This is a genomic window from Prochlorococcus marinus str. MIT 1013, from assembly GCF_027359395.1.
Classification (GTDB): domain Bacteria; phylum Cyanobacteriota; class Cyanobacteriia; order PCC-6307; family Cyanobiaceae; genus Prochlorococcus_B; species Prochlorococcus_B marinus_E.
In genome coordinates, this window is record NZ_CP114778.1 from 770262 (window position 1) to 796424 (window position 26163).

Annotated in this window: 34 protein-coding genes and 1 tRNA gene; 21 read left to right on the forward strand and 14 right to left on the reverse strand. The window is 32.0% G+C overall.

From position 1 onward, the window contains the following. The first annotated feature begins 5 nt into the window (after positions 1-5). Positions 6-239 (forward strand): 2Fe-2S iron-sulfur cluster binding domain-containing protein, encoded by a 234-nt coding sequence (locus O5633_RS04885; RefSeq protein WP_269610986.1) that lies wholly within the window; start codon positions 6-8, stop codon positions 237-239. Between the two features lie 28 nt (positions 240-267). On the opposite strand, the gene O5633_RS04890 is transcribed toward O5633_RS04885, so the two are convergent. After that, positions 268-909, reverse strand: coding sequence for a hypothetical protein (locus O5633_RS04890; RefSeq protein WP_269610987.1), 642 nt, complete (start codon positions 907-909; stop codon positions 268-270). 566 nt (positions 910-1475) lie between these two features. Between O5633_RS04890 and O5633_RS04895 the strand changes: the two genes are divergently transcribed. After that, the gene (locus tag O5633_RS04895; protein WP_269610989.1) at positions 1476-1859 is read left to right on the forward strand and encodes a hypothetical protein; all 384 of its coding nucleotides are present in this window, start codon (positions 1476-1478) and stop codon (positions 1857-1859) included. A 34-nt stretch (positions 1860-1893) separates the two neighbouring features. On the opposite strand, the gene O5633_RS04900 is transcribed toward O5633_RS04895, so the two are convergent. Next, entirely contained in the window at positions 1894-2343 is a 450-nt protein-coding gene (locus tag O5633_RS04900) for a hypothetical protein (RefSeq protein ID WP_269610990.1), read from the reverse strand. 97 nt (positions 2344-2440) lie between these two features. Here O5633_RS04900 and O5633_RS04905 point away from each other — a divergent pair, with 97 nt between their 5' ends. Next, positions 2441-5167, forward strand: coding sequence for a trypsin-like peptidase domain-containing protein (locus O5633_RS04905; RefSeq protein ID WP_269610992.1), 2727 nt, complete (start codon positions 2441-2443; stop codon positions 5165-5167). 98 nt (positions 5168-5265) lie between these two features. On the opposite strand, the gene O5633_RS04910 is transcribed toward O5633_RS04905, so the two are convergent. After that, positions 5266-5352, reverse strand: a tRNA-Ser gene (locus O5633_RS04910). A 73-nt stretch (positions 5353-5425) separates the two neighbouring features. After that, complete coding sequence (locus tag O5633_RS04915; protein WP_269610993.1) at positions 5426-6451, reverse strand: extracellular solute-binding protein; 1026 nt, start codon at positions 6449-6451, stop codon at positions 5426-5428. Between the two features lie 147 nt (positions 6452-6598). Here O5633_RS04915 and O5633_RS04920 point away from each other — a divergent pair, with 147 nt between their 5' ends. Together O5633_RS04920 and O5633_RS04925 are read left to right on the forward strand one after the other, a co-directional pair. Beyond that, positions 6599-7264, forward strand: coding sequence for a Fe2+-dependent dioxygenase (locus O5633_RS04920; protein ID WP_269610995.1), 666 nt, complete (start codon positions 6599-6601; stop codon positions 7262-7264). A gap of 86 nt (positions 7265-7350) precedes the next feature. After that, complete coding sequence (locus O5633_RS04925) at positions 7351-7596, forward strand: hypothetical protein (RefSeq protein WP_269610996.1); 246 nt, start codon at positions 7351-7353, stop codon at positions 7594-7596. Positions 7597-7691: 95 nt separating this feature from the next. Here O5633_RS04925 and O5633_RS04930 read toward each other — a convergent pair whose 3' ends face one another. Then, complete coding sequence (locus tag O5633_RS04930) at positions 7692-8939, reverse strand: iron uptake porin (RefSeq protein ID WP_269610998.1); 1248 nt, start codon at positions 8937-8939, stop codon at positions 7692-7694. A gap of 154 nt (positions 8940-9093) precedes the next feature. Next, the gene (gene glyQ / locus O5633_RS04935; protein WP_269611000.1) at positions 9094-9963 is read right to left on the reverse strand and encodes a glycine--tRNA ligase subunit alpha; all 870 of its coding nucleotides are present in this window, start codon (positions 9961-9963) and stop codon (positions 9094-9096) included. Positions 9964-10427: 464 nt separating this feature from the next. On the opposite strand from glyQ, the gene O5633_RS04940 reads away from it, so the two are divergent. From O5633_RS04940 to O5633_RS04965, 6 genes are all read left to right on the forward strand, one after another. Then, positions 10428-12371 (forward strand): tetratricopeptide repeat protein, encoded by a 1944-nt coding sequence (locus O5633_RS04940; protein WP_269611001.1) that lies wholly within the window; start codon positions 10428-10430, stop codon positions 12369-12371. An 869-nt stretch (positions 12372-13240) separates the two neighbouring features. Then, positions 13241-13861, forward strand: a complete 621-nt coding sequence (locus O5633_RS04945) for a hypothetical protein (RefSeq protein ID WP_269611003.1) — start codon at positions 13241-13243, stop codon at positions 13859-13861. Between the two features lie 383 nt (positions 13862-14244). Continuing rightward, positions 14245-14565 (forward strand): hypothetical protein, encoded by a 321-nt coding sequence (locus tag O5633_RS04950; RefSeq protein WP_269611004.1) that lies wholly within the window; start codon positions 14245-14247, stop codon positions 14563-14565. 218 nt (positions 14566-14783) lie between these two features. Next, on the forward strand, positions 14784-14909 hold the full coding sequence (locus O5633_RS04955) for a hypothetical protein (RefSeq protein WP_269611005.1): 126 nt from the start codon (positions 14784-14786) through the stop codon (positions 14907-14909). A gap of 104 nt (positions 14910-15013) precedes the next feature. Continuing rightward, positions 15014-15208, forward strand: a complete 195-nt coding sequence (locus tag O5633_RS04960; RefSeq protein WP_269611007.1) for a hypothetical protein — start codon at positions 15014-15016, stop codon at positions 15206-15208. A gap of 563 nt (positions 15209-15771) precedes the next feature. Next, a complete protein-coding gene (locus O5633_RS04965) occupies positions 15772-15915 on the forward strand; it encodes a hypothetical protein (RefSeq protein WP_269611008.1) in 144 nt (47 codons plus the stop codon). A 148-nt stretch (positions 15916-16063) separates the two neighbouring features. On the opposite strand, the gene O5633_RS04970 is transcribed toward O5633_RS04965, so the two are convergent. Continuing rightward, the gene (locus tag O5633_RS04970; protein WP_269611009.1) at positions 16064-16282 is read right to left on the reverse strand and encodes a DUF6737 family protein; all 219 of its coding nucleotides are present in this window, start codon (positions 16280-16282) and stop codon (positions 16064-16066) included. Between the two features lie 42 nt (positions 16283-16324). Then, positions 16325-16774, reverse strand: coding sequence for a hypothetical protein (locus O5633_RS04975; RefSeq protein WP_269611010.1), 450 nt, complete (start codon positions 16772-16774; stop codon positions 16325-16327). Between the two features lie 115 nt (positions 16775-16889). Between O5633_RS04975 and O5633_RS04980 the strand changes: the two genes are divergently transcribed. Both O5633_RS04980 and O5633_RS04985 read left to right on the forward strand, forming a co-directional pair. Next, positions 16890-17315, forward strand: coding sequence for a nuclear transport factor 2 family protein (locus tag O5633_RS04980; RefSeq protein WP_269611011.1), 426 nt, complete (start codon positions 16890-16892; stop codon positions 17313-17315). Between the two features lie 262 nt (positions 17316-17577). Next, positions 17578-17937: a hypothetical protein gene (locus tag O5633_RS04985; RefSeq protein WP_269611012.1), complete on the forward strand. Its 360-nt coding sequence runs from the start codon at positions 17578-17580 to the stop codon at positions 17935-17937. A gap of 47 nt (positions 17938-17984) precedes the next feature. Here O5633_RS04985 and O5633_RS04990 read toward each other — a convergent pair whose 3' ends face one another. Further along, positions 17985-18173 (reverse strand): hypothetical protein, encoded by a 189-nt coding sequence (locus tag O5633_RS04990; protein WP_269611013.1) that lies wholly within the window; start codon positions 18171-18173, stop codon positions 17985-17987. Between the two features lie 463 nt (positions 18174-18636). On the opposite strand from O5633_RS04990, the gene O5633_RS04995 reads away from it, so the two are divergent. Beyond that, positions 18637-18912 (forward strand): hypothetical protein, encoded by a 276-nt coding sequence (locus O5633_RS04995; protein WP_269611014.1) that lies wholly within the window; start codon positions 18637-18639, stop codon positions 18910-18912. Positions 18913-18979: 67 nt separating this feature from the next. Here the strand turns inward: O5633_RS04995 and O5633_RS05000 are convergent, their stop codons facing one another. Then, positions 18980-19435 (reverse strand): peroxiredoxin, encoded by a 456-nt coding sequence (locus O5633_RS05000; protein ID WP_269611015.1) that lies wholly within the window; start codon positions 19433-19435, stop codon positions 18980-18982. 194 nt (positions 19436-19629) lie between these two features. Between O5633_RS05000 and O5633_RS05005 the strand changes: the two genes are divergently transcribed. Continuing rightward, complete coding sequence (locus O5633_RS05005) at positions 19630-21972, forward strand: class I SAM-dependent methyltransferase (RefSeq protein ID WP_269611016.1); 2343 nt, start codon at positions 19630-19632, stop codon at positions 21970-21972. Here the strand turns inward: O5633_RS05005 and O5633_RS05010 are convergent. Together O5633_RS05010 and O5633_RS05015 are read right to left on the reverse strand one after the other, a co-directional pair. Further along, positions 21961-22128, reverse strand: coding sequence for a hypothetical protein (locus O5633_RS05010; protein WP_269611017.1), 168 nt, complete (start codon positions 22126-22128; stop codon positions 21961-21963). The two genes, O5633_RS05005 and O5633_RS05010, sit on opposite strands and share 12 nt — an antisense overlap. A 99-nt stretch (positions 22129-22227) precedes the next feature. Further along, on the reverse strand, positions 22228-22494 hold the full coding sequence (locus tag O5633_RS05015) for a hypothetical protein (protein WP_269611018.1): 267 nt from the start codon (positions 22492-22494) through the stop codon (positions 22228-22230). A gap of 83 nt (positions 22495-22577) precedes the next feature. Between O5633_RS05015 and O5633_RS05020 the strand changes: the two genes are divergently transcribed. Both O5633_RS05020 and O5633_RS05025 read left to right on the forward strand, forming a co-directional pair. Continuing rightward, on the forward strand, positions 22578-22853 hold the full coding sequence (locus tag O5633_RS05020; protein ID WP_269611019.1) for a SemiSWEET transporter: 276 nt from the start codon (positions 22578-22580) through the stop codon (positions 22851-22853). Between the two features lie 80 nt (positions 22854-22933). Then, the gene (locus O5633_RS05025) at positions 22934-23095 is read left to right on the forward strand and encodes a hypothetical protein (RefSeq protein WP_269611020.1); all 162 of its coding nucleotides are present in this window, start codon (positions 22934-22936) and stop codon (positions 23093-23095) included. Between the two features lie 56 nt (positions 23096-23151). Here the strand turns inward: O5633_RS05025 and O5633_RS05030 are convergent, their stop codons facing one another. After that, positions 23152-23673 carry a hypothetical protein gene (locus O5633_RS05030; RefSeq protein WP_269611022.1) on the reverse strand — a complete coding sequence of 174 codons (522 nt, stop codon included), beginning with the start codon at positions 23671-23673 and terminating at the stop codon, positions 23152-23154. A 155-nt stretch (positions 23674-23828) separates the two neighbouring features. Beyond that, a complete protein-coding gene (psbF, locus tag O5633_RS05035; protein ID WP_269606448.1) occupies positions 23829-24122 on the reverse strand; it encodes a cytochrome b559 subunit beta, long form in 294 nt (97 codons plus the stop codon). Between the two features lie 192 nt (positions 24123-24314). Here psbF and O5633_RS05040 point away from each other — a divergent pair, with 192 nt between their 5' ends. From O5633_RS05040 to O5633_RS05055, 4 genes are all read left to right on the forward strand, one after another. After that, on the forward strand, positions 24315-24566 hold the full coding sequence (locus O5633_RS05040; RefSeq protein ID WP_269611023.1) for a hypothetical protein: 252 nt from the start codon (positions 24315-24317) through the stop codon (positions 24564-24566). Continuing rightward, on the forward strand, positions 24554-24751 hold the full coding sequence (locus tag O5633_RS05045) for a hypothetical protein (RefSeq protein WP_269611025.1): 198 nt from the start codon (positions 24554-24556) through the stop codon (positions 24749-24751). Before O5633_RS05040 ends, O5633_RS05045 begins: the two co-directional genes overlap by 13 nt. Positions 24752-25218: 467 nt before the next feature. After that, a complete protein-coding gene (gene fldA / locus O5633_RS05050; RefSeq protein ID WP_269611314.1) occupies positions 25219-25734 on the forward strand; it encodes a flavodoxin FldA in 516 nt (171 codons plus the stop codon). 176 nt (positions 25735-25910) lie between these two features. Continuing rightward, positions 25911-26150: a CopG family transcriptional regulator gene (locus O5633_RS05055; protein WP_269611026.1), complete on the forward strand. Its 240-nt coding sequence runs from the start codon at positions 25911-25913 to the stop codon at positions 26148-26150. Positions 26151-26163 lie beyond the last annotated feature (13 nt).

Below are 26163 nucleotides of genomic sequence, written 5' to 3' on the forward strand. Positions count from 1 at the left end.
TAAGAATGAAAAATGTAAAAATCAACTGGCCTAATAAGAAATCAACTAATTGCTCTCCAGGAGTTGATTGGTTAAAAGCTGCATATGATGCAAGTATCGATATCCCTACTGGATGCCTAGGAGGAAGCTGCGGGGCGTGCGAAATAGAAGTCAATGGAGAAGTAATAAGAGCATGTATTGCAAAAGTTCCAGACAGAAAGGAACTTAATGTTGAATTTTTCAGTGACCCATATTGGTAAAAAAATATATGTCCAAATTATTAGATAATCAATAATATTTCTCTGCTCTTCTAATAGCTTTAATAGAACCTTTATAATCTCCAATTTTATACTTCGATTCACTAATAATTTCTAGTTTATTTATTACCTCCTTTATCCTTTTATCACTAATTTTCTTTTTATAATCTGCAATTAAATCATATTTACTTTTTTGTATTTTAGAGCCTTTAATCAAGACATTGTATTTAGGTTCTAGATTTATTTTTATAAAAGTACCTAACAAAATATTTTTATAATCTATTTTAGTATTATCTAATTCCTTGGATTTATCGATTTCCAAAAATCTAATTTTTTTTGCTTTTCTTTTATCCTCTATTGCCCCATAAAAATCTCCGTTCTTATACCTAGAATTACTTCTTCCACTAAATGAAATATCTTTAGACCTTTGTTTTATAATATCTAATTTAGCTTCAAAACAAATTGACCTTGAGAAGTCATCTATAGCAGATAGATTATCTCCCAATTTATCATTCAAAAATCCACAATTTAAATATGCTAAAGCAATATCATCTTGGCTTTGAAGACTATCAATATTCTTTTTAATAGATTTAATAGCCCCCTCATAATCATCTGAATCGATCAAGTTAATTGCTTCATCATAAAAAGATGAAGACTCATCTAGTTTTTTCAAATGATTTCCACTTCTTTTTTATTTTAAGCACATTAAATACAGTCAGTTTAAAAGTCTTCAAAAAAATATGCAGGAGAAAAGCAAATGCTGAATGATACGGAGAAGGTGTCAGTCGCTTTAGGTGATTTCAGGACTTCTGGTAGACAGGAGAGGACAAAGAGAATGCGGAGAGGGTGGTAGTCGATTTGCGTTTAGGAGGGACGGTGAGGGCATAAAGAGGAACAATAAGTCGAGATCGGGGTAAAAATCCCACAACAAATCCCACAACATTATTCACATCACTTTTACAGGAGACTCATAAAAACCAGAAGATCAGTCATACCAATCGATCTAAAGAAATCCCACAACACTGGGTTTTATCCCACAACATTTCCAAAAATCCCACAACAAAATCCCACAACATTTTGCGTTTCCACTAAAGCGATTTCAAGTTCGTGCCATCTCAAAAAGATCCGATAAAGTTGGCAAAATCGTTGAAGATGATAAGACTGAAAAAGTTTAAAATCTATTTTGCTCCAATATTGTTCTGGACAATTCTGCTTTCTGGATCCTTAAGTCATAAGGTTGTGGCACAAAGTAAACCTAAGAATATTCAAACTTCTACAGAAGAATTGAATCAAATGTATTCTAAATGTGTAGATAGTTTTGGTCACGGTATTAATAATGGAGTTGTTGCTTTTTGTTCAGACAAAGTAATAACTGAAGCAAAAACAACCATTAATTCAAAACTTTTAGAAGCGGAAGAGAAAATAACTCCTAAAAATGCCTTTCTACTAACAAAAGGACAATTCTTGGAAAGTCAATCTCTTTGGGAGAAATACATGAAATCACAATGCATCTTGCAAACAAAACTGATAGGTATGGCAATGGAAGGATATTGCCCAATGAAAAAATATCTACAGAGAAATAAGGAATTGGATTTCCTTTTATACCGAAAAGGGGAATTCTGAGTTCCCACTGATTCAATTTGATTTTCAATCAGTCTTAGAAAATCATTCTGCAATTATTAGAAACATGCCAAAAGTCATTAATTGCAGAATAAATTGCAGGATTGTTTATTTGCTCTCTTTTATCGCTATACCAAAGGGATCTACCTAACTCAATAAGAAGAACTCTTCTCTTATAACTGGAAGAGTTATTTGATCGCCCACGAACTGGATATTCTCCTCTAAAGCGCACTACTGATTTCCAATTTTTATTGGGATCTGTCCTCCACCAATATCCTGATAAACCTTCAGATACCAAATCCAAATAAATTGGTGAAATTTTTTGCCCTTCATAGACCAATTGACCTTGCCACTCCGTCTTCACGAAATCCTTTTGACTAAGACCAGGGAATTTAATCAATACTTCTGGAGTTACATCACTTCGCCATTCACATGAAAATGCTGGTTCAATCGTAATTAATGCTGCTAATAGTAGAAGTGACTTCATCTCTATATTCTATAAAAATAAAAAAAGGCATATACGAAATACGCTTTAGAATTTGCGAAGAGAGATGCTGATGCCTCATCTGCTTTTAAATTTGTAAATGATTGATCTCGAAAGAAATAGCAAAAAAGAACCTGTTCCAGCGAAGGGAAGAAGAACGAGAAATATCTACACACCCAATCAGACAAGCGACTTCAAACTCAGCAGAAGTAAGTTCTCTGACTTCTTAACTTGTAAAAGATGTTTCTATCTAGATCGTGTTAAAGGTCTTAAACCACCAGGAACTCCAGGTTGGAGTTTGAACGCTGCAACTGACGAATTATTAAAAAAAGAATTTGACCATTGTAGAAAGCAACAAATTCCTCATCGACTTTTTGCGCCTAATGGATTAAAGGATGTTGTCCCTTTTGATCATCCTGAAATGGATCATTGGAGAGATTCACTACGACATGGATTAATACATAGATATAAAAAAAAGAAAAATATTATTTTGTCGGGTGGTATCGACGATATTTGGCAAAATACAATTACGAAAAAGTTAATAGTCGTAGATTATAAATCTCAGGCAAAAAATGCTGAGGTTAATACTGAGGAATATTTAAGTGATCCATACCATCACGGATACAAAATCCAAATGGATTTCTATGCTTATTTACTTTCAGAGATGGGTTTTGATGTTGATAAGACATCATATTTTCTAGTTTGTAATGCTCAAAAAGATAAAGCAGGTTTTAATAAAGCAATGCATTTTAATGAATATTTAGTTCCTTACCAATGGGATACCTCCTGGATAGAAAAAAAGATTGATGAAATGATTACTTTAATGGACCAAAATAAGATTCCAAGTCCAAATCAATGCTGCAATAATTGTGCATACTCAAATGAATATGCACAATTATTAAAAACATCAAAAAATGAAATCCATGTTAAAGATACAAATATAAATTCTTCAAGAAGTAGTCATTCAGAAGAAAAGAAAGTTTCAAAGCAAGAAAAACCTATTGCGAACATAGATAAGAAAGAAGAAATGAATAATTTAGATATAAAAGAGATTCAAAAGAGTGATAATTTAATTGTCAATAAAAACCCAATTACCAACTCAAATTCAAACTTAGAAATAGATCAATTAGCAGAGAGAATAACTGTTCTAATTCATGGAGATTCCTTTTTTGGGTCGGGTGTCTTAATAAGAAATAAAAATAATTTATATAGTGTTTTAACTGCAAAGCATTTATTTTCTAACTTAAAAAATCAAAATACAATAAAAATTAAAACTTACGACAATGTTACCCATTCGCCGATTTTTGAATCAATTGAATTATTCGCAAATATAGATTTAGCAACCTTAATTTTTGAGTCAAGATATTCTTATTTAACTGCTTCAGTTGATTCTGCAATTAATGTAAAAAGAGGTGATGAGATTTGGGTAACTGGATTCCCTCCAATCAATTTAATCACCGAAAATGTAATACCTATGCTTTATCCAGGGAGATTAATTGGTAAGCAAATTAAAACTTTTCAAGGAGAAGAACTTCTTTATAGCAATCCAACACAACCTGGCACTAGTGGAGGAGCAATTCTTAATCAGAATGGAAAATTAGTAGGAATAAATCATGGGGCATGTCCAAATGAAAGAGCATTAGAAAAAAGTATTGAAGTTAGTAGCGGAATTAATCTAGGAATACCAATTGATTATTATCTAGATCGACAAAAACTTCCCTTAAAAAACTCAAATGTATATTTAAATAATGCCCTTATTAAAGTTAATTCTTGTGACTGGTCAGGAGCAATAGTTGATTGCAAAAAAGCACTAGAAATTAACCCAACTAATTATGCGGCGTATATGACCCGTGGACTTGCCAAGAGCGAAATGAAAGATTATCCAGGGGCAATATCCGATCTCGATAAGGCAATAGAAATTAACCCAATGGATTGTGCTTTGTATTACAATCGTGCGATTATCAAGGGCAATTTAAAAGATTGTCCAGGGGCAATATCTGATCTCGATAAGGCAATAGAAATTAACCCCATTTATGTTGATTCGTATTACAATCGTGCGATTATCAAGAGCGTATTAAAAGATTATTCAGGGGCAATATCTGATTGCAATAAAGCAATAGAAATCAACCCAATGGGTTCTGATTTATATAACCTTCGTAGCAAATCTAAGAACGAATTAAAAGACTATTCAGGGGCAATATCTGATTGCAATAAAGCAATCGAAATTAATCCAATAGATTATAAGGCGTATATGACCCGTGGACTTGCCAAGAGCGTATTAAAAGATTATTCAGGCGCAATATCTGATTACAATAAAGCAATAGAAATCAACCCAACTGAATATTTATTGTATTCAAACAGAGCAGTTGCCAAGAACGAAATGAAAGATTATTCAGGCGCAATATCCGATTACAATAAAGCAATAGAAATCAACCCAATGGATTATGTAACTTATAGATTTCGTGGAGCATGCAAGGGTGAGTTAGGAGATTATTCAGGGTCAATATCTGATTTCGACAAGGCAATAGAAATTAACTCAATGGATGATGTAGCGTATTACAGTCGTGCGATTTCCAAGGGCAATTTAAAAGATTATCCAGGGGCAATATCTGATCTCGATAAGGCAATAGAAATTAACCCAATGGATTATAAGGCGTATATGAACCGTGGACTTGCTAAGAGCGAGATGAAAGATTATCCAGGGGCAATAACTGATTACAAAAAGGTACTAAAAATAAACCCCAAAAATGATAATGCATATACCCAAATTTTAATTTGCAAGGGTAAATTAGGAATTTTTTCAGAAGAAATATCTGATTTTAATTAATATGGAAATTTGATTCTAATTCAAGAAAAGTGTCCTCTCTAAAAATTAAAAATTCTAAGAGCAGGTTTGTACATCATCTAAAAAAGATTATAAAAATGCGGAGAGGGTGGGATTCGAACCCACGGATAGTTTTAGCTATCAAACGATTTCGAGTCGTTCGCTTTCGACCACTCAGCCACCTCTCCCCGAAACAAGCTTAAGGCAATCTTCTATTTTCTCTTAATAATAATCAGAATTAAAAATTTAATTTTTAATTATTTAATCCCAACCTGCCTTTCTCATTAGCTTGATTGCTTTTTTATTATTTGCTCCTAATTGATCAATGGTCACACTATCAGGTGTAAATTCTCCAAATTGTTTAACTTCATCCGTTTTATTAAAACCAACTAAGGGATGTTCAAATGTTGGGCCTGCTAATCCACGACTCCCATCAGGAGAAGCAAGGTATTCTAGGAGTTGAATAGCTTCTTCTTTATTTTCAGCATATCTAGCAATTCCACCTGCGCTAACATTCACATGAGCAGGATTAGGAGTAAGAACATTTACTTTTTTAGCCAACCTTTGATCTTTACTACCATTAACACCGGCTAGCATCCTTGAAACATAATAGTGATTAACTATCCCTACTCCACACTTACCCTGTGCAACAGCTCTTATAACTCCTATATCACCGGGGAAAAAAGGCTGCGAAATATTTGAAATCATACCTTTTAACCATTCTTTAGTTTTTGCTTCTCCTTTATTGACAATTTGATTGGCAACTAAAGATTGATTGTATGGACTGCTCCTTTTCCTCACACAAACAAGGCCCTCCAAAGCAGGATTAGCAAGATCTGAATAATCTTTTATTGAGTTTATATCAACTTTTTTAGGATTAGCGACCATAACCCTCACCCTTCTAGTTAATGCATACCACCTTGCTTGAGGATCTCGATATTCGACCGGAACATTTTTATCTAATTCATTAGATCTATATGACTGAAGAAGACCACTTTTTGCAGCATTGCTAATTCTAGCCGCATCAACAAGAAGAATCACATCTGCTTTGGAATTCGTGCCCTCCCTTTTCAATCTTTCAACTAGAGAAATACCTGTAGCCTCAATTAACCGAATTTTTATCCCAGTCTCCTTGGCAAATTTCTTATAGATCTGCTTATCAGTGTTGTAATGCCTGCCTGAATAAATCCTTACTTCTCTATCGGAGGCTTTTGCATAACTAAAACCCGTAAAAACAAGCAAAGAACTCACGACAGCTGAAGTAAAAAGACGCTTGATTAAATTCATTAAACTATAAAGAAAGTTTTTAAATCTTTTAACAGATTAAACAAGAAGAGTGGGATGAATATCCTTTTGCAAGGTTTATACGTATTTTAGTATAAATTGATATTTTCTTTATACTTTAGGATGATTATTAATTCCTAATTACTAAAGATGGAATATTTAACTCATTCTCTCATTGAGAAATCAGAAGCAATTGAAATAACTCAAAAACTAAAAGCAGATAATTCTTCCTGGCAAGATGGGAAAAGGACTGCAGGTAGCCTTGCTGCAGAAATAAAGAATAATTTTCAACTAGATAAAACCTCAAAAATCTCCAAAGAAATTAAAGATCTTGTTGTCATGAAAATAATCTCAAATTCTCTTATAAAAAGCTTTACTCTTCCAAGCCTTATTCATGGTGTAATGTGTACAAAATCACTCCCAGGGAATGGTTATGGAATGCACGTTGATAATCCATATATGCCATCTGGAAGAAGTGATTTGTCTTTTACATTATTTTTAAACGAGCCTGAGAATTATGAAGGAGGTAACCTTTGTATACAAACAATTAATGAAACGAAGCAAATAAAACTTTCTGCCGGAGAAATTATTATTTATCCAAGTACAAAGCTTCATTCAGTGTCTCAAGTTAAAAAGGGAGAACGTTTTGTTTGTGTTGGCTGGATACAAAGTTATATACAAAATAACGAAGATAGAAATTTCTTATTTGGTCTAGATGCAGGAGCAAAAGGTTTACTCGCTAAGCATGGAAGGTCAGACGAATTAGATTTAGTTTTCCAGGCATATAGCAATCTCTTAAGAAGACTTGGAGATTGAGATTAATCCTTTATACAAACAATCGTAAAAAATGAACTTTCATTGATAGACTTTAGCTATCAAAATATATTTAAAATCAACTACATATGTCTAAAAAAACTCCTGTAGGAATATTCCTAGCTGCAGCAGCGGCTTTAGCTACTAATGCAATTATTCCAGACAATTCAATGGCTGGAGAGAAACATGGAGACATGGGTGGTTTAAAAGAATGGACCTCTGATCAAGAAGCAGATGAAGATGGGAAGCTTGATGAAGCAGCTCAAAAAGCTGCTGATAAAGCTAAGAAATCAAATGTCTGCATTCCTATTGGTGAGGGTGAGAATTGCTGGTAAAGCTTTGACATAAAAAAGGTCCACCAGGGACCTTTTTTTAATGCAAAAAAAACGCCCCTTTAAGGGGCGTTTTTAAATGAACTAATTTATTTAGATTAGAACCTGAATTCAGTTAGAAGAACTGCTCCAGTGACGTCTTTGCCTTCAGCTTCAACATCTGTACTACCAAACACTGCTGGTGTAACTGTTACGCCATCATTAACTTTGAAGGAGTAATAGGCTTCCCAAACAGAGTTATCCTCTGAAGGATCAGAACCACCGCCAACAATATTTGTAGCGCTAACTCTTGAACCAACAGCAAGTCCTGCTCTGTTTCCATCCATGAATAGATCTTTCCAATTAAGGCCAACCATCCATCCTGATGCTTCATCTGCATTACCAGTTCCAGCATCATCGATACTAGATGTGTCATAACCAAGCTGAACTGAAGGAAGCGCACCTGTGTTATCTGGCTTCCAATATGCTCTTAAACCAATTGCAGTTTCAGAACTTCCTGAAGCTCTTGACTTACCTTTGGCTGTTGTGAAATAGCTATCAGACCAGCCATTATCTTTGAAAGCAACGGCTCCAGATACTTGCCATTGTGGTGTGCCATATTCAAGCTTAGTCAACAAAGCTGACTTAGCATCATCTCCAAATAAGCCTTGACCTTCTGCAGACTTAGCACCGCCCTGACTTGTATAAGCAGTACTTAATGCCCATCTACCTTCTGAAGGATCTTCAGTTTGCTGAGTCCATGCAGCACCAAAACCAGCTTTAGTACTTGAACCATAAACTGTTCCATTTCCACCAAGACTAAATTGCTTAGTTACTGGCTTATAAATAGAAGGAGAACTTGCAAGCATGTAATAGTTCTCAATTTTTGGTCCAACCCAAACAGTTAGGCTTTCTCCAACTGGGAACTGGTACCAAATCTTGTCAACTTTTAAAGCGTCAGATGTGTTTTTACCAGCTGAAAGATAAGTACCTTGTCCTTTGTCTACAAAGTGATCAGATACATTACCAGCCTTAATTCTTGTATATAGAAGATCTTCACCAGTGAAACTTGTATTCATGTTCAACTGATACATATATTCCATAGTGATGGAATCAGTATCTGTTTCATTATCATCATCAACATAACCAGTGATGAAAGCAGCCTTACCGCTCATCTTTGTAGATGAAGAGAACTGGCCAGCCATGATTTCGCCGAGTTGAGATTCAACACCATCAACACGAGCTTGAATGACTTCAGAACTTAAGTCTGAATCGTTAGATACCGAAGTAACATCGGCATTTGCAGCTAATGGAGCCATTAGGCCCAAAGCAGCAGGAGCTACCAGCAAACGCTGAAAAAGCTTCATTGTGTCCTCACACAAATATTGTCGAATCAATAATAGTGTATTCAATGAGACATTACAGAGCCTAAACCCCTAAAAGTATCTTTTTATACATCACTGGATATTATCCGATCTATCTATTATCTATAAAAGCTAAATTGTTACTTGGTGTTAACAGCTAATTTAAACAAAGAGGAAAATTTAGAGACTCTCTTTCTTCCAACCAAGCCTCAGCAACTTTTCGAGCCAAAGATCGAATTCTTGCAATAATCTTGGTTCTTTCGGTAACAGATATAACTCCTCTTGCCTCTAATAAATTAAATGTATGGCTACATTTTAGAACATAGTCAAGGGATGGAGCAGGTAGTCTCTTTTCTATTAATTGATGAGCCTCCTCCTCATAAATTTCAAAAAGTTTTCTTAAATTATCAGAGTTAGATTCTTCAAAATTATATTGACATTGACCCTTTTCAAAAGGAAGCCAGATATCACCATATTTATTATTTTTGTTCCAGGAAAGATCCCAAATACTTTCAACATTTTGCAAATACATTGCCAATCTTTCAAGGCCATAAGTGATCTCAATCGAGACAGGCTTGCAATCAAGACCACCACATTGTTGAAAATAAGTAAATTGGGTTACCTCCATACCATCAAGCCAAACTTCCCATCCCACTCCCCAAGCGCCTAAAGTTGGAGATTCCCAATTATCTTCAACAAATCGAATATCGTGTTCAGTAGGCGAAATCCCTAATGCTTCAAGCGAAGACAAATAAATTTCCTGTATGCCGTCGAGAGAAGGCTTAATAAGAACTTGATACTGAAAATAATGCTGTGCTCTATTGGGATTATCTCCATACCTACCATCAGTTGGTCTTCGACAGGGCTCAGGATAAGCGACAGCCCAAGGCTCCGGACCTATGGCTCTCAAAAAAGAATGAGGGCTCATTGTCCCTGCGCCCTTCTCTAAGTCATATGGCAGGAGCAGCAAACAACCTTTCTCACTCCAGAAATTATTGAGGTTAGAAATTATGTCCTGAAAGTACACTATACAGTCCTCCCAATGTTTTTGAAGCTCAGATTTAGGAGAACAAGGGGAGAACAACGATTCAAAACAAACTTAGGAGAACAGATGTGCGATGTGTCAAAAGAACGATAGGAGAACGAAATCGTCATTTTCAATTTTTTCCCCTTTTCTTTTACTCAACTAATCCTATCTATTTGTGTAATCAATGACACTCAAATATCCATGAACAATCAAACAGATCGCTCTATCCATAGGGAGTAATATATGTATTTCTCTGCTATCCAATGAATGGAGATGGTTAGATAAAAGAAGTAAGTGGAGGTAAGCGTATGAGTAGAAAAGTTAAATACTATTTGTGAATGGATATGTTGTCACACCTTATTCCTATTTCTCAAAATAGAAAAATAATATAAAGACCTACTTTTATTCTTGCACTAACTTACGCTATAAGTAAAAAAGTGATTGCTATCAAAAGATAAGCATAGATGAAACAATCTGGTGATAAAAATCAAGGGGGAGAAGAAGTCTTTGAAGTAACTACATTCACAATTCCTTTTGCTTTAGAAGAAACTCAAGGAAATCTTACTATTAATACAAATGCCCCTTCGAAACTTTCAAATGAAGAAATAATCAATCAAGCATTGCATTTTCATTCACAAGGAAATATTACAGAAGCAGCAAAATGCTATCAAAAGTTAATAAATAAAGGATTTAGGGAAGCATTTATTTTTTCTAATTATGGAGTCATTTTAAAAGATGTTGGCAAACTAAAAGAGGCTGAATTAGCACAACGCAAAGCAATAGAAATAAATCCATATTACGCAGAAGCACATTCAAATCTGGGAAATATATTGAGACATATTGGCGAATTGAAAGAAGCTGAATTATCAACTCGCAAAGCAATAAAAATCAAACCTGATTACGCAGAAGCATATTCAAATCTGGGAAATATATTGAGACATATTGGCAAATCAAAAGAAGCTGAATTATCAATTCGTAAAGCAATCGAAATAAAGCCTGATTTGAGCTCCGCTCATTTAAATCTTGGAATACTATTGAGAGAGAATGGTAACAATGAAGAAGCAATTAAAAGCCAAAAAAAAGCTCTAAAGTTAAATCCTTTTTCATCCTCTGCTAGAGCTGAATTGATTAGATCTAAAAAAGATATTTGCGATTGGAGTAATCAAGAAATAGAAAATAATTGGCTAGAAAATATTGGAATTGAAGGAGAAGCTGTTAACCCATGGGATTTCTTATTTGTAGAAGATAATCCTATAAAAAGTTTAAAAAGATCCAAAAAATACTATAAAGATAACTATATCAAGAAATCCTTTAAAATAGCTTCTTTTAAAAATAAAAAAATTCATTTAGGTTACTTCTCTTCTGATTTTTACGAGCACGCAACAATGAATCTAATTGCTTCTATTCTAGAATTACATGATAAGTCTAAGTTCGAAATATATTTATACTCATTTACTCCTAAAGAAGATGAATATACTGAAAGAGCTAAAGCATCTGGATGTTTTTTTAGAGATATAAAGAAATTAAATACTATTGAAAGTGTTAAATTAGCAAGAAGCGACAGGCTAGATATAGCAATTGATCTAAAAGGATATACTAAGAATAATAGAATGGATATCTTTTCTCATAGAGTAGCTCCAATACAAATAAATTATCTTGGATACCCCGGTTCACTTGGAGCAGATACTATTGATTATATTCTCTCAGATAAGATTATAATTCCTGAAGAATATGAAAAATTTTATTCTGAAAAAGTAATACGAATGCCAAGTTGTTATCAATGTAACGACAATAAAAAAGAAATATCTATGGAACCTATTAAACGTAATGATTTTAAACTGCCTGAACAAGGATTTGTCTTTACATGTTTTAATGCTAATAGAAAAATATCACCAAATGAATTTAATATTTGGATGAGATTACTTAAAGAAATAAAAGGAAGTGTACTATGGTTATATCAATCTAATTTATTGGCAAGACAAAATTTATACAAAGAAGCCGAAATAAGAAATGTAGATACAAATAGATTGATTTTTGCTAATAAATTGTGCTTGGATAAACATTTAGCAAGATATTCTCTAGGAGACCTTGGACTTGATACATTTAATTGTAATGGTCATACAACGACATCAGATGCTTTATGGGCTGGCTTACCCGTGCTAACAAAAGTAGGCGAGAGCTTTGCTTCGAGAGTATCTGCCAGTTTGCTCACTTCTCTAGGAATCACGGAGCTGATTACTTACAATGAAAGTGAATATGAAGAAAAGGCTCTACACATTGCAAGGAACCCGGAAATACTTCTAAGACTGAAAAGTTTGGTAGCTAACTTAAGATATAAATCTCAACTTTTTAATTCGGAATTATTTACAAAAAGCCTAGAGAATAAATTGGAAAAACTTCTTATATAAATTAATAAATAATATAGATCTTATATATATTAAAAAAAGACAATCCAATAACAAGAAAAAAGGTCATATTTCAAAAGCATTGCAATATTATAAAGAGTTAACAAATCAAGGCTTAAAAGATCACAGAGTATTTGTTAATCATGGAAACATATTGAAGAATCTTGGCAAATAGAAAGACACGGAATTATCAACTCGCAAAGCAGTTGAACTCAATCATAATTTTGGTGCACACATTAGCCTAGGAGTTCCAATAAGACTAGAAAAAGAATGAGTCTTAGTATCCATTGCTTTGAAGGTTTTATCTAATGCTGCACTGAAAATACATTAGTTTTGATAAAACTGTAATTTAAGGTTATAGGTATAACTTGATTGGGCTAATTAACAAGAAGTATTGCAAAAGATCCTGGGCTTAAATAGCCAAACCGAGAAAATTAATTAAAAGCTAAATCAACTACTGAGCATTTAAGCTTGGGTAGTGAGACGAGGAAAAACGGATGACCATATAAGTATATATACTTAGAAGAGAATTATAGCTAAAATATTCAACAGTATAGTCACTCGATAAGCTCTATAAATACCACTAATAGCCATAACAAAAGCAAGATAAGTTCTGAAGAATTATATAAATATTCATTATGCAAACATTGTAGATTATTGATCTAATTATCTGTTGATTAGCCTTAATCTCAGCCGAGGCTAGCATAGTAAATTTATTTATAAATATAAATCATGCATAAATAAACAGAATTCCCCGACGAATGAAGAAGAAAATTAAAAAAAAATCAAGCCTAAGCAAGAAAATAGTACATCAGTATCCATTGTTCCGATTCGACACAAGGCTTATATTAAACAGGTATTTAGTCAAGTCTATGGACTTATCGCCAACCGAAGTGGTTGACCTAGAAAGTATTCCGCTCAATAACGAGGTCATCAGGGGCCTCGTACCCGCCCAGATAGAATTTGTAAAAGAGTCAGTTGTCGAAATAAATGAAGAACTAGGTTATGTTGGACAGTCACTTAGGGCAGTAGCGGCCAACCTCGCAGATATAAAGAGTAATATCAAGCCGGGGAATTGGAGGGCCTTCTTGAAGTCAGGCGCAATCAACTGTTCCGAAAGATTTGCTGTCGATCTTGTAAGCGCATACACAAATTGGCTGGGCGGCTCTGATATAGACGACAATCTACTTGCCTCTCTAACGCCAAGATCGCTAGCACTTATGGGAAGCAAAGGAGTGACCGACAAAGAGCGTCAAAAGGTATTCCAGGCCGTTGAAAATGGTGAAAGAATGACAGAAGCAGCCGTACGAGTCCTGGTGAAAGGGAGTAAAAAAAAGAAGAATGCATATTCCAAAAAGACTGAAAGCGAAAAGGTAAAGTCCCTAAAAGATAAGATTGAAACTTATAGAAAGATAATTAATAATCTACAAGATGAGAACAAGAAACTAAGTATCTTGCTTTCAAATAGAGAAAAAATAGAACCTCTGGTTTAATGAACAGTCCGCAATTACTTACTCTGCAATATCAATTTCAGAATATGAACCACATCAACTCATCTCCAGGAATGATTTTCCCAAAAAAAACCAAACTTTATCATATCGAGAATTCAAGTCAAAGAAAAACGTCAAAAATGCAAGAAAAGTTCAAGTCTAGCAAATCTCTCCTCGAAATGGTGCCCATGGGAAATAGGCAAGTTAAAAATAGAGTGGGTTAACTTCATGAATATGAATTCAAAATCTAGAAATGGTTTTATCCATTTGTACAACCCCAAAGAAGAAGGGCTAGGATCTTACGATGTTAACTATATAAACGCCTACAAAAAAGATAAACATTTAAAAAGTATATATAAGAAAAACGACAAAGAGAGCTACGCGGCATGATTACATTCATCAGAAGTCTTTCAGAGTTAATGGCAATAACAGAGCCGAGAGACAAACAAACGAATCTCTCGATACATAATGAGATCATCAGCACAACAATGGATAGTGCTCAAAGGAAGAGGTATATAAGATCACTAAACAAAAAAGGAGTCGATCTGCCTACCATACCTAAAACAATAAGAAATAAATGGATCAAGAATAAAGAAGCTTTATCAAAATTTATTGATACATTAGATTATAACAATCAAATACAATCATCATATGATCTCACTTTATTAGAAAGACAACAACAGAGAAACCAAAAGGATGTTGCCTAGTTATGAATAAAAACAAAGTCATCTATCTCATAGAATATTTATCAATGGGCTTAGTATTATCATATTTTATTATTCACAATATCTATTTTGTTTTAATTGGAATTACTTTTTCAATATACTTGATTAATATTGAGCTAATTAATAGTATTAAAGGATCGATCTATAAAAGTCTGGATATAAAAAATATATCTAGAAACTTAATAAAAAACATTAAGGAAGTGAAATCTAATTCTAATGAGATAAAAATAACTACAGAAGAAAGCAAGCTTACATTAGTTGAAGCAATAGAAGAATTTGGATTTATACCATCACAAGATACGCATAATGATATTAATGGTGCATAATAAATTATTTATATTTAAATAGTAAATAAAAATGAATTATTTAGCTATTTGTATCTTTACAAATAAATGAATAGAGGGTAATCTGGAATACATGCAAAATATTAATGAACGAAGATCAAAGAAACATAGAAAAGATTTTGATAACAGGTTTATCTGATATTTTAAAACGAACATTGGAGGTAGATCCTGGAGGTCAACTTGCTATTGCCCAAGAGTATAGAGAGTGGATAAACTGTATATCAGCGAGTGATTTCTCAAAACAAGAAATACTTGTTGTAAATAAGTTTACATTTAAATAAAATATGTATTTGAAGGATAAAATCTACAACCATAACTTATAAATTTACTAATAAAACATTTAATATGATCAATAAATTATCTTATATGATAGAAGGTTCTAAAATTTAATATATGAATGTTGACAATTAAAAGAAGTCTTAATTATCAAAAATACTATTCTAAATAATTCACTATATATACTTAAACACAAAAAATATATATAAATATTTTAAAATTGAGTCTTTTATATATTTATTTGCATTTAGGTGCTTCAACTATCTTACATCAATCAAATTAGTTTGTAAATTTAAATTGAGATTATATTATATTATTTAAAAGAAACTATTAATCAAATAAATTACCTTACATAAAAGCATTAAATTGGCCAACACAAACAAGGCAGAGAATTGACAAGTAGTAATACAGATGTATTATAGTGCATTACGTTATTCGGATCGAAGAATCTCAATTTTTTCCACCCGCTCTAACAACATCATTTAGTTAAAAAACATGCTTAATAGAACGCTCAATAAAGGCACGGGGTTCTTCTCGTATTTAGTCAACCAATTAACTGGAGTATCTAATGGAATCATCAAGCACTTCAAGCTGGAAATCAATAACGAGCCTAAAGCTTTCAAGCGGACTAGGAATAGGAACAGAAGCCCTCATAACAAGATCTAAAAGAGAGTTAGTTGAATTTTATTGGACAAATCGAAAGCGGTATTAAGGAGGTTACATAGGCTTCTCATCTGAAGCAAGTAGGTACCATGGGGAATAAATACTGAACTTGAAATTTCTTATTTGTGTTTTTACGGTCTAAATAGATAATTAATTATTAAGCCTATTGAAAATAAAAATAAAAGAATAACTTATTGTTATTCTTTATCATTAATTAGTTGATATGAATTAGGAGCAAGTATTAAAAATACTATCCACCAAACAAAAATAAAAAAGCCAATAATCGAAGTAATTATAATGTTATTAAATATTTTCCAACTAAAAATTGGAACTAAAACTCCGAAACTAATAATAGACCAAGGTTGACACCAGTATGGCTTTGAATCCCAGAATTTTTTTTTTGAATTTGTATCCATTAAAAAACGTGAGAAATTATTAAATATATCCAATACTAGCGATTACTCAAGCTTTTCTTCTTCATCGGGCTTTGCTTCTTCAACAGGCCTTTCTTCTTCAACAGGCCTTTCTTCTTCAACAGGCCTTTCTTCTTCAACAGGCCTTTCTTCTTTAACAGGCTTTGCTTCTTCAACAGGCTTTGCTTCTTCAACAGGCTTTGCTTCTTCAACAGGCCTTTCTTCTTCAACAGGCTTTGCTTCTTCAACAGGCCTTTCTTCTTCAATCGGCTTAATTTCAACTATGTTTTCAATTGAAGAAGAGGTCTCAGGGTTCGTAAAAATCTGAGAACCCTCCTGAACCGAATCAGATTCAGAGTCCTTAAGTAAAAACTTTAAAACATATCGAAGAGAGACAAACAAAGCTATTGGGAGGAAAAGTCCTAAAAGCAATTTATAGAGGATTATTCCTATTCCAAGGACACCAATAGCAATAAGAATGTTCTTCCTGTTCATATGAGCTAATTGAATAGATACTAAATCTAAGCTATTTCTGAGTTATCTTCATCACTTGCCTTTAACACGATGTCTATTTAAATAATCTAAATTGTGATTATTAACATAGAATTCAATGCTCATCAAAGAAAAAGAATTAAAAAAATTCTTTAATTTATCTTATGGAGAACAAGCTCCATCTAGAGAAAAATGGGAAACTTTATATAACAAACAAGTTAAATTCATCGATCCTACCCAAGAAAGAAATGGAATTGATGCATATATCAAAGCACAAGAAGGATTAATCAAAAGATGTGATGATATTTATTTAGAATCACACTCAATTGCCATAAATAAGGATTTTGCTTTCGTTGAATGGACAATGGGATTGAAAATAAAAGGTCTCGAATTTTTATACGATGGAACAACAAGACTAATTTTTGACGAAGAAGGGAAGGTGAAAGAACATAGAGATTATTTTGATTTTTGTTCAGGAACATTTGGTAATATTCCCGTTATCGGAGCATTCTTTAAATGGTTATACTCAAGATTTATTGATTAAAATAATTTAAATTTATTTAATACAGAAATTCAAATCATTGATTATCATTGATTAATTTCAATAAAAGTTTGCTTTATTCTCTTAACAAGCAATTAAACGTTCTCAATTTTTTTTACTTTATTCTAATACTAAAACAATAAAAGAACTAGTATATTTACCTAATTGAAGTCCACGAAAATAATATTTAGTTTTTTTGAATTTTGTTTGATTACGTAATTAAATTTTTTATTAGCTATAACACTAGGGGTGATGGAAGAATTAAATGGGAAGATTAGTTGATTTAATCAAAGAGACTTACGACCATAATGCATGCCTAGAGATCGCCAGTAGTGGTTGCTCTGAAGGGGCATGCACAAGACATAACTATCAAGCTGACACTCTCTTGCTCTATTTGAGTTACTCAGAGGAGATCATCAAATACACGTCAGATAAACTCGGAAGCTCTTTTCTTTCTAATCTTGCAAGAGATTTTGGGTCACCACTAAAAGCAAATAACGATCAAGATGATTTCTCATGGCAAGAGGTAGTATCGGCTTGTCCAAATAAGGACGACTACAAACATGCCCTTGTATGGAAATTTATAGAATTAGTCGCCAAAGAGAAAACTTTAGAACACTACTAATCAGCATCAACATTAATTGAAAATACATTCTCCAGGACTTTAACGATTTAAGCTACAGATAAATTACTTTTCAAAAAAACATCAAACACAGCTCTTATCCATTGAGGTTGAAAAATCAAATAAACTACAATAAAGAACAAAATAGCACCTATTATTCCATAAAATTGAACCTCAATTTCTTCCCAAATCTCCTCAATCCAAATAAGCAAAGATTTATTTTTACTTTCTTTATCCATTGAAAGATAGATTAGAATTCAATTATATACGTAAAAAAAGATATAAAATAATATTTATTAAAAAAACTTTGATTTATATTCAATTGATAAATTGAATATAAAATTATGGTCAAAAATACTCGTCAGTGAAGATTTTTTACTAGATTATAAATAGACACCCAAAACGAAGATTGAAGAATAACCCCTCTATTGAAGAAATTATTACTGTCACTCTAAGCTGTACCTTAATTAGGATGACTGAAATAAATAAAATAGATAGATCCTTTCTTTATCAGGAATTTAAAGAATGGATTATAAATTCAGATAAAAATGAACAGAACCAAGAAATTTTATGCTTGCGGTACTTAAAAAACGATAGAAAGATGTATTAGAATAACTAATTAATTAATTGTCTGTTTGCAGAAAAAAATAAAAAATCCTCGTCCAAGAATAAAAAACACTAATATAAAGTAAATCTAAAGAAATGTTCGCTTCTTTGTTTTCCTTATTTTTCTCTACTTTGCTTTGGGTTCAAGTGCCCCAATGGAGCGATAATTGGTCAAAGTGTGCAGTAGACGTCCCCGACACTGCTTGCCATTGGTATATAGTTTCTCCTGATAATACTTTTGGGAAAGGATTCAATTGGGCAACAGCTCCTTGGTTTGATGCAAACGGTTTGAATGATGTTGCGAAAATCTCGTCTGAAACAGTTCTAGAAAAACTACAATCAGGAGAAAATTCTAGCAAATTAATCTATTGATGATTTCATGAACAATTAAGGTACTAAATATTCAAATCAAATATATAGATAGAATATAGATAGAAAATTAATTTCTTATTTCACCCAATACCCTAAGTGCCTCATTAACGTGAGCAGGACCATTTAAAAGGTCATTAAAAATATGTCTAATAACGCCTTTTGAATCAATAATATAAGTCACACGACCATCCAGCAAGCCAAGAACTTTAGGCACACCAAAAGCTCTTCTCAAAGAATTATCCTTATCACACAATAAGGGAAAAGGAAGTTTATTTTTGTCGGCAAAAGATCTATGACTCGCTTCATCATCCCCACTCACCCCCCATACTTCAGCACCAAATAGTTTAAAAAGATCGTATTTATCTCTAAAGCCACAATTTTCAGCTGTGCAACCAGGAGTATCATCTTTTGGATAAAAAAATAGAACTAGTGGCCTACCTTTAGCTTGCTTATTAGTCCTAGAAACTCCTAGTTGATCAGAGAGTGTGAAATTAGGTATTTGATCGCCTAACTTTAAAGGCATTTGATTCCTTAACTATATTAATTTATTATATAAAAAATCAAGGCATATTGGAGCTAAAAAGAGTTATTAAAATAGCATTCACTCTATAGTTTATAAATAAACAGCTAGTAAGTAGCTTGTAAACTATGGATTTATTAAGCTAAATAATAAGATTTTTAGGTTTTAGTATAATAGCATTAGTTAAATAAAAATCATTGAGTGGTTTCGGGAAAAAGAAAAAAGAGAATAAAGGCTCTTCTAAAAAACTCCAGAATCTTTCAGAACAAGATCTGAAAGCAAAATCAATAAACTATCATATAAGAGGTAACTTAGATGAAGCAGAAAAAGGTTATATAGCTTTTATAAAAAATGGGTATTCTGATGCAGATATAATTTCAAACTATGCACTTATATGTGAAGAAAAAGAAGAAAATGAAAAAGCTATAAAACTATATATAAAATGTAATGAAAGTTTTCCAAATCATATTTACTCAAAATTAAATTTATCTTTCTTATATTATAAACTAAATAATTTAGGAAAAGCAAAAATAATTATTGATGAAGCAATTAAATTAAAACCAAGCCTACCAAATGGATATTGTATTAGAGGATTAATTTTAAAAGGTTTAAATAAATATGACGAGTCAAAATTATCACTTAAAAAAGCAATAGAATTAGATAAGAATTTTATTGATGCATATATCAACCTAGGTTTACTAAATAAAGATTCTAATAAATATGATGAGGCAGAAAAATATTATTTAAAAGCTTTAGAAATAAATAATAAATCTGCTATCGCTCATTTGAATCTAGGTGCATGCTACAAAGAGAAACAAGAAATAGAAAAGGCTATATTACATACAAAGATGGCAATTGATTTAGATAATGAATTAGAAAACTGTTATTTAAATCTAGCTACAATATATAACCAAATTGGTGATTACAAAAAATCATTATTACTTACAAAAAAAGAACTTTTATTAAACAAAAATAGTGAATTAGGTTTTAAACTAATAAGTGAATTAATTAAAAAAGGAGAATTATTAAACACATCAGAAAAAGATAATAGAGAATTACTTAAAAAGATATTTAATAGAAAAGATATTTCTCATCGAGAATTATTTGGGAATATAAACAGTCTAATCTCAAAAGAAATATTAGAAAAATTATCTATTATAAAATCCGGATTGTTTGAAGATCATGAATTTAATATTCTTATTAAGGACAAGGAATTAGTAAAAGCATTATCTCTACTAATATTTTGCTCTCCTTTATGGGAAAAAGTGTTAGGAAATATACGCAAAAATATTCTTATAAGCTATTCAGAAAAAGGTAAGATAAATAATAGTATTCTTAACTTTACTATTGCACTTGGAGCTCAATGTTTCTTAAATGAGTATGTTTATTACATCTCCAAAGAAGAAAAGGATAGACTAAATCAAATCAAGAGAACAATCAAAAATCAAAATAAAAATCAAGACTATAAATTAGCTATAATCTCATGTTACCAATCTCTATTTTCAATAAATGATGAAATAATTAATTTAAATACATATATATCAGATAATAAAGAATTTAATAATCTACTTAATTTACAATTTAAAGAGTTAAATGATGAAAAAAAGATTTCAAACGGAATTAAAAATATAGGTAATATAAATGATTCTATATCTAAGGAAGTAAAAAAACAGTATGAAATAAATCCATATCCTAGATGGAGATATAATTCATATACTAAAGAAAAAAAATTAAATTTTTTATCAGTTATCAATTCTGAAATTTATCCAAATATAATTAAATCTAATTCAACTCAATTAGAAAATAAAAAAATAAATTTACTTATAGCTGGTTGTGGAACGGGAATTCAAATACTTGAAGCATCTCAATATAGTAATTGTGAAATAACAGCAATTGATTTAAGCAATTCAAGTATCTCATATGCAAAGAGAAAGGTCGATGAATATGGATTCAAAAATGTAGATTTTATAGAAATGGATTTACTTGAATTGACATCACTAAATAAAAGATTTGATTTAATAGAATGTTCAGGTGTTCTTCATCATATGAATGATCCTATTAAAGGATTATCAAATCTATTTGATGTTTTAGAACCTAAAGGTTTTTTAAAGTTAGGTTTGTACAGCAAGTATGCAAGAAAAGAAATACTAAAAGCGAGAGAACTAATCAAAGAAAAAGATATTAAACCAAACCTTGATGGAATAAGAAGCTTCCGAAATGATATTCTTAATGGAGAAATAAAACAGTTAAATAAAATAACTAATTGGTCAGATTTCTATTCAACATCAATGTGTAGAGATCTCTGCTTTCACAGTCATGAAAACTGTTACTCACTAATTGAAATTAAAAAAATGTTAAAAATATCTAATCTGGAATTCCTAGGTTTTACTCTCTCAAAAGATATAAAAGATAAATGTCAGAGAGCTAATAAAAATAAAGACTCTTTAAAAGATTTAGAATTATGGGATAAATTTGAAAAATTAAATCCTAATTCTTTTAGAGAAATGTATCAATTCTGGGCTAGAAAATCAATTAAATAGTTGCTCTTCCAATCCTGGAATAAACAATTTACATAGGGAAAAAATAAATAATATCGCAAGAACATTACCCAGCATTGCTATTGCAAACCGAATTCTTAGATCCTTAGCAAATGGTAGAAGGTTTTCCCAAAGTTGTAATAATGGTCCGCCTGCCATTGGGTATTAATGTTTAATTACTCGTAGTTTACAGTGGGACTACCCTATTGGCTACAAGAAAACCAAGATTTAAAGCAAAAAGATTTTGTTTATATCTTTCTATTTTAATTTGCTTCTCATAACAAATAGAAGTATCAAACCTATCAATATTAGTGCTAAAGGGTAAAGGAATATAAAGAATAGATCTGTTAAGTTTTCTGGTCTATTAAGAATAAATAAACCTACTATGAAAATTATTATTGGCAAAAGGATAAGTGATTTTATTAATAGGCCTTCATTCCATTTTTTAATCTCATTCTCTTCATCTAATAAAGTATCCAATTTATCCTTTAAAACTTTATCATTAAAATCAGACTGCTCACTCATAAGATTTTGATACTACTAACGCAAGATGGAACTATATAATAATTTATTATATAGTTCTGATTTATATTTTTTATAACCAAAGCATGAATCACTTTAATTATATAGATTCATTTGGGTTTTTAGCTGCTTTACTAACTACCATAGCCTTTTTACCCCAGTTATATAAAACATGGAAAACGAAATCAGCAGAGGATGTTTCATTAATTATGTTGATTCTATTTATAATAGGTCTTATTTGTTGGATTATCTATGGTTCAAAAATTGATTCAACTCCAATCATAATTGCTAATGTCGTTACCTTTATTTTTAATTTTTCAATTTTAATTTTAAAAATCACTTATACAGAAAGAAAAGAATAATGAATTTGTTTTATATATATTAAATATTTTTTATTGCGCTCCTTTAGAAGCTATAGTTGTAAAAGAATTAAATTAATTAAATGTCAGGAGAAGAACTACAACTAATTGGTAGATCTCTAGCTTTACATCCTCCTGTGATGATAATCACTCTTAGTTTATTCATGTACATAAGAGGTAAAGCTATTGCAAGTAGCAACCCTACAAAAAAGGTTACTCCATTTTTTCCTTTCAGAAACGTCTGAAAATATAATTAATTCTCAACACCTGTAAAAAATAAAATAAATATTTAACTTAGAGATTAACCAAAAGGGTTACTACCCATTAGTGGTCCTACAAATAAAAATTCCATAACCGCTCCAGTTATTGCAACTGGGAAAACCCAAATAGACATAAATCTAATTCCCATGAATTTCATTCCACCTTTCCCTGCGAATGCATCTTTAGTCATTGTGTACACAGTTTCAGTATCTTGAACTGTGTATGCACTTTCACCAGGATTAGAGTAAGGCTGTGCAAAATTCAAATTGTTAATTAGATTTCTAACTTTGTTGTGAAAGACTATGGGCCAAACCCATAAGAAAAATATCCGACTTGCAAATGCAAAAGTATCAGATTGGGGAATACCTAATTGCTGATTAGCTTTATCCTTTGGAAAAGCATCCTCAATAATAGATGAAATTAAATTTTGATCTGTTGGAAATAGCTCTTTTTTATTAACGTTTTCTGGTTGTTTATCTACGGAAACAATATCAGCAGCATTATTTTCTAAAACAGCTGTTGAGCTATTATTTTCATTCAGATTTGTTTCTTGACTTTCCATAACAAACTTTTTTCTTACCAGATTATAAGCTTTCTAAGTCGCTTTTGATTAAAGAAATATATAATTTAAAAATTATCAATAGAAATTTAAAAATCTCTTTTTATTCCATAAAAAAAGGCCTATCAAAAGATAAGCCTTTTTATTTTTATTTTTATTTATGCGTTTATTACACCACGGCGAATAAATTGCATTGCAAAAATAGCGCCAAGGAAAAAAACTGTTGGGATTCCCAATGCGTTTACCGCCAAGGTTCTAACAGTAAAAACTGGGTAGCCACCAGCAGGTCTTCCTTTATCAGCAACGATCGCAGTATCTTCCCAAACTTGCTCGTTTTTAATAGTAGGGCCATTATCCCAAACAAATACTCCCCACCTACGTAACCAATAATCAGCAAAGGCAAGAGTAAAAATAACTGGAGAAAGAACCAGCAATAATTTAAGTGTGTTCATCCATCTAGGATATTTATGTGACAAATCCTGGCATATGAGAGCCAAAAAGGCTTAACAAGAAGAAGACCCTAAGGATTCTGTAACAAATTGGGCCGAATTTAGAAGCTTTAATAACTCTCTAAGTTGACTCGCATTACTTCTGATATGGTGGAACCATTGCCTGTAAAGGGCGTAAATTAATCGGTTTGATTTATGGAATTCGGTTTTAAAGAAATTCTTTTCGGACTAGCTGGAGTCAGCATGGTTGCTTGGGCTGGCATAATTGGCCTCTGGCATACTTATATGTTTCCAAGATTTTTCAAAGAAGATTCCAGTCGAATTAATAGCACTTCTCAAGTAATTGCCGAGGCTCAATCAGCTCCTATAAACAACAGCACAAACAAGCCATGGTTCCTCAGTGACGAGGGGGGGCTCTTACACCTCAAACCGCGATGGGAGCAATAGGTCTTACAGATAGAGGAAAATACAGCAAAAAATCCTTTGTAGTTGCTGATTTCAATCCTGTTGAATCTGGTTATGGAGTTAACAGGCTTTATTCTTCGGTTTTAATTGGTTTGGCAATAAGTACTTTTGTAATCATTTCCTTTGGACTTCAGAGTGGTTTTGGAATGATGGGACCTAACTTATAAATTGATTCAATTAAAACTTTAAAGGATAGACTCAGTAATCAAAATTTAAATTTTCTAATACCCATAGGGCTTCATAAACTCAAGATTTAAAATTATTTAATTTGAAAATCAACTGCTTGAATCTAAAAAATGCAAATGTTTTCAGATAAAGATCTTTAACAAGAGACTTTTTTGACTGATTTTAAAGTCTTTTTCTCAAGTTAATTACAAATCCATAGCAATCAATTTTTCTTTCGAATACTTTTTTAAGTTTTTCCTCTGAGACCCCTTTTATAGACTGGGTTTAAGAATCATGATTGTCACGAGAAACAATATTAGAAATTAGTTTGCTAGAAAGCAAAGCAATAAATATTGACTTATTAATGTATCAAAAATCAATATTTAATAGACAAGAAAATTTAAAAAAAACCAAATCCACTCCAAATGTGCAAAGCTGCTTTAAAATATTCTTGATTTTAAATTGCTCCATGACTGTAGGAATCTACTTCGCTACAACAACAGGTAAAACCGAAGATATAGCTGAACGGCTGCACGGATTACTTGACTCTGCTGAAGGTCCAAAGGATATTTCAGATGTCGATGACCTTAGTGAATTAGCTGGACATGATGGGGTCATTTGTGGAATCCCTACATGGAATACCGGTGCAGACTCTGAGAGATCAGGAACTGCTTGGGACTCAATCCTTGAAGACATTGGAGAACTAAATCTCAGTGGTAAGAAAGTTGCTATTTTCGGTTTAGGTGATTCCTCTACTTACACCGAGAACTATTGCGATGCAATGGAAGAGCTTCACAGGTACTTCAAGCAAGCAGGTGCTTCAATGGTTGGATACACTGCAAAGACTGATTACACTTTTGACGAGTCAAAAAGTGTAGTGGGAGAAGAATTCTGCGGATTACCTCTTGACGAAGACAGTGAATCAGACATGACTGACGAAAGGCTTGCAGGATGGGCTGAAAAACTTAAAGGCGAAATGTTTTAAGCCTTAATCAAAATTGTTAGATCTTCCTGAGAATTACTTAGGAAGATTTTTTTTGCATTTTTAATTCAAATAAAAATGCAAAAAAGAAAAGTTGAAAATATCCCCAAAAAATTCATTTTCTAAAGGTATTCAAAGGAAAGACCCAAAAGGACCAGCGATATCTTAATGTTTTCTTTATGAACTCAAATAATTGCTCAGATCAAAGCGTTTCTATAAACGTAAACCTTTCTTTAAAGGTTGAGACTTTGCGGATTTTGATAGAGATGTCAAACGATATGGGTGCAAGCCTTGAGGATGTCATAAGCTCAATAACTGAAGACTCGGTAATTGATTTAGAGAGGCTTCAGGATGAATTAGGTATTATTATAATCCCAGAAAAATGCAGTGAACAAGATTTAATAAATTCAATTCAATAGATTTTGAAAGTTT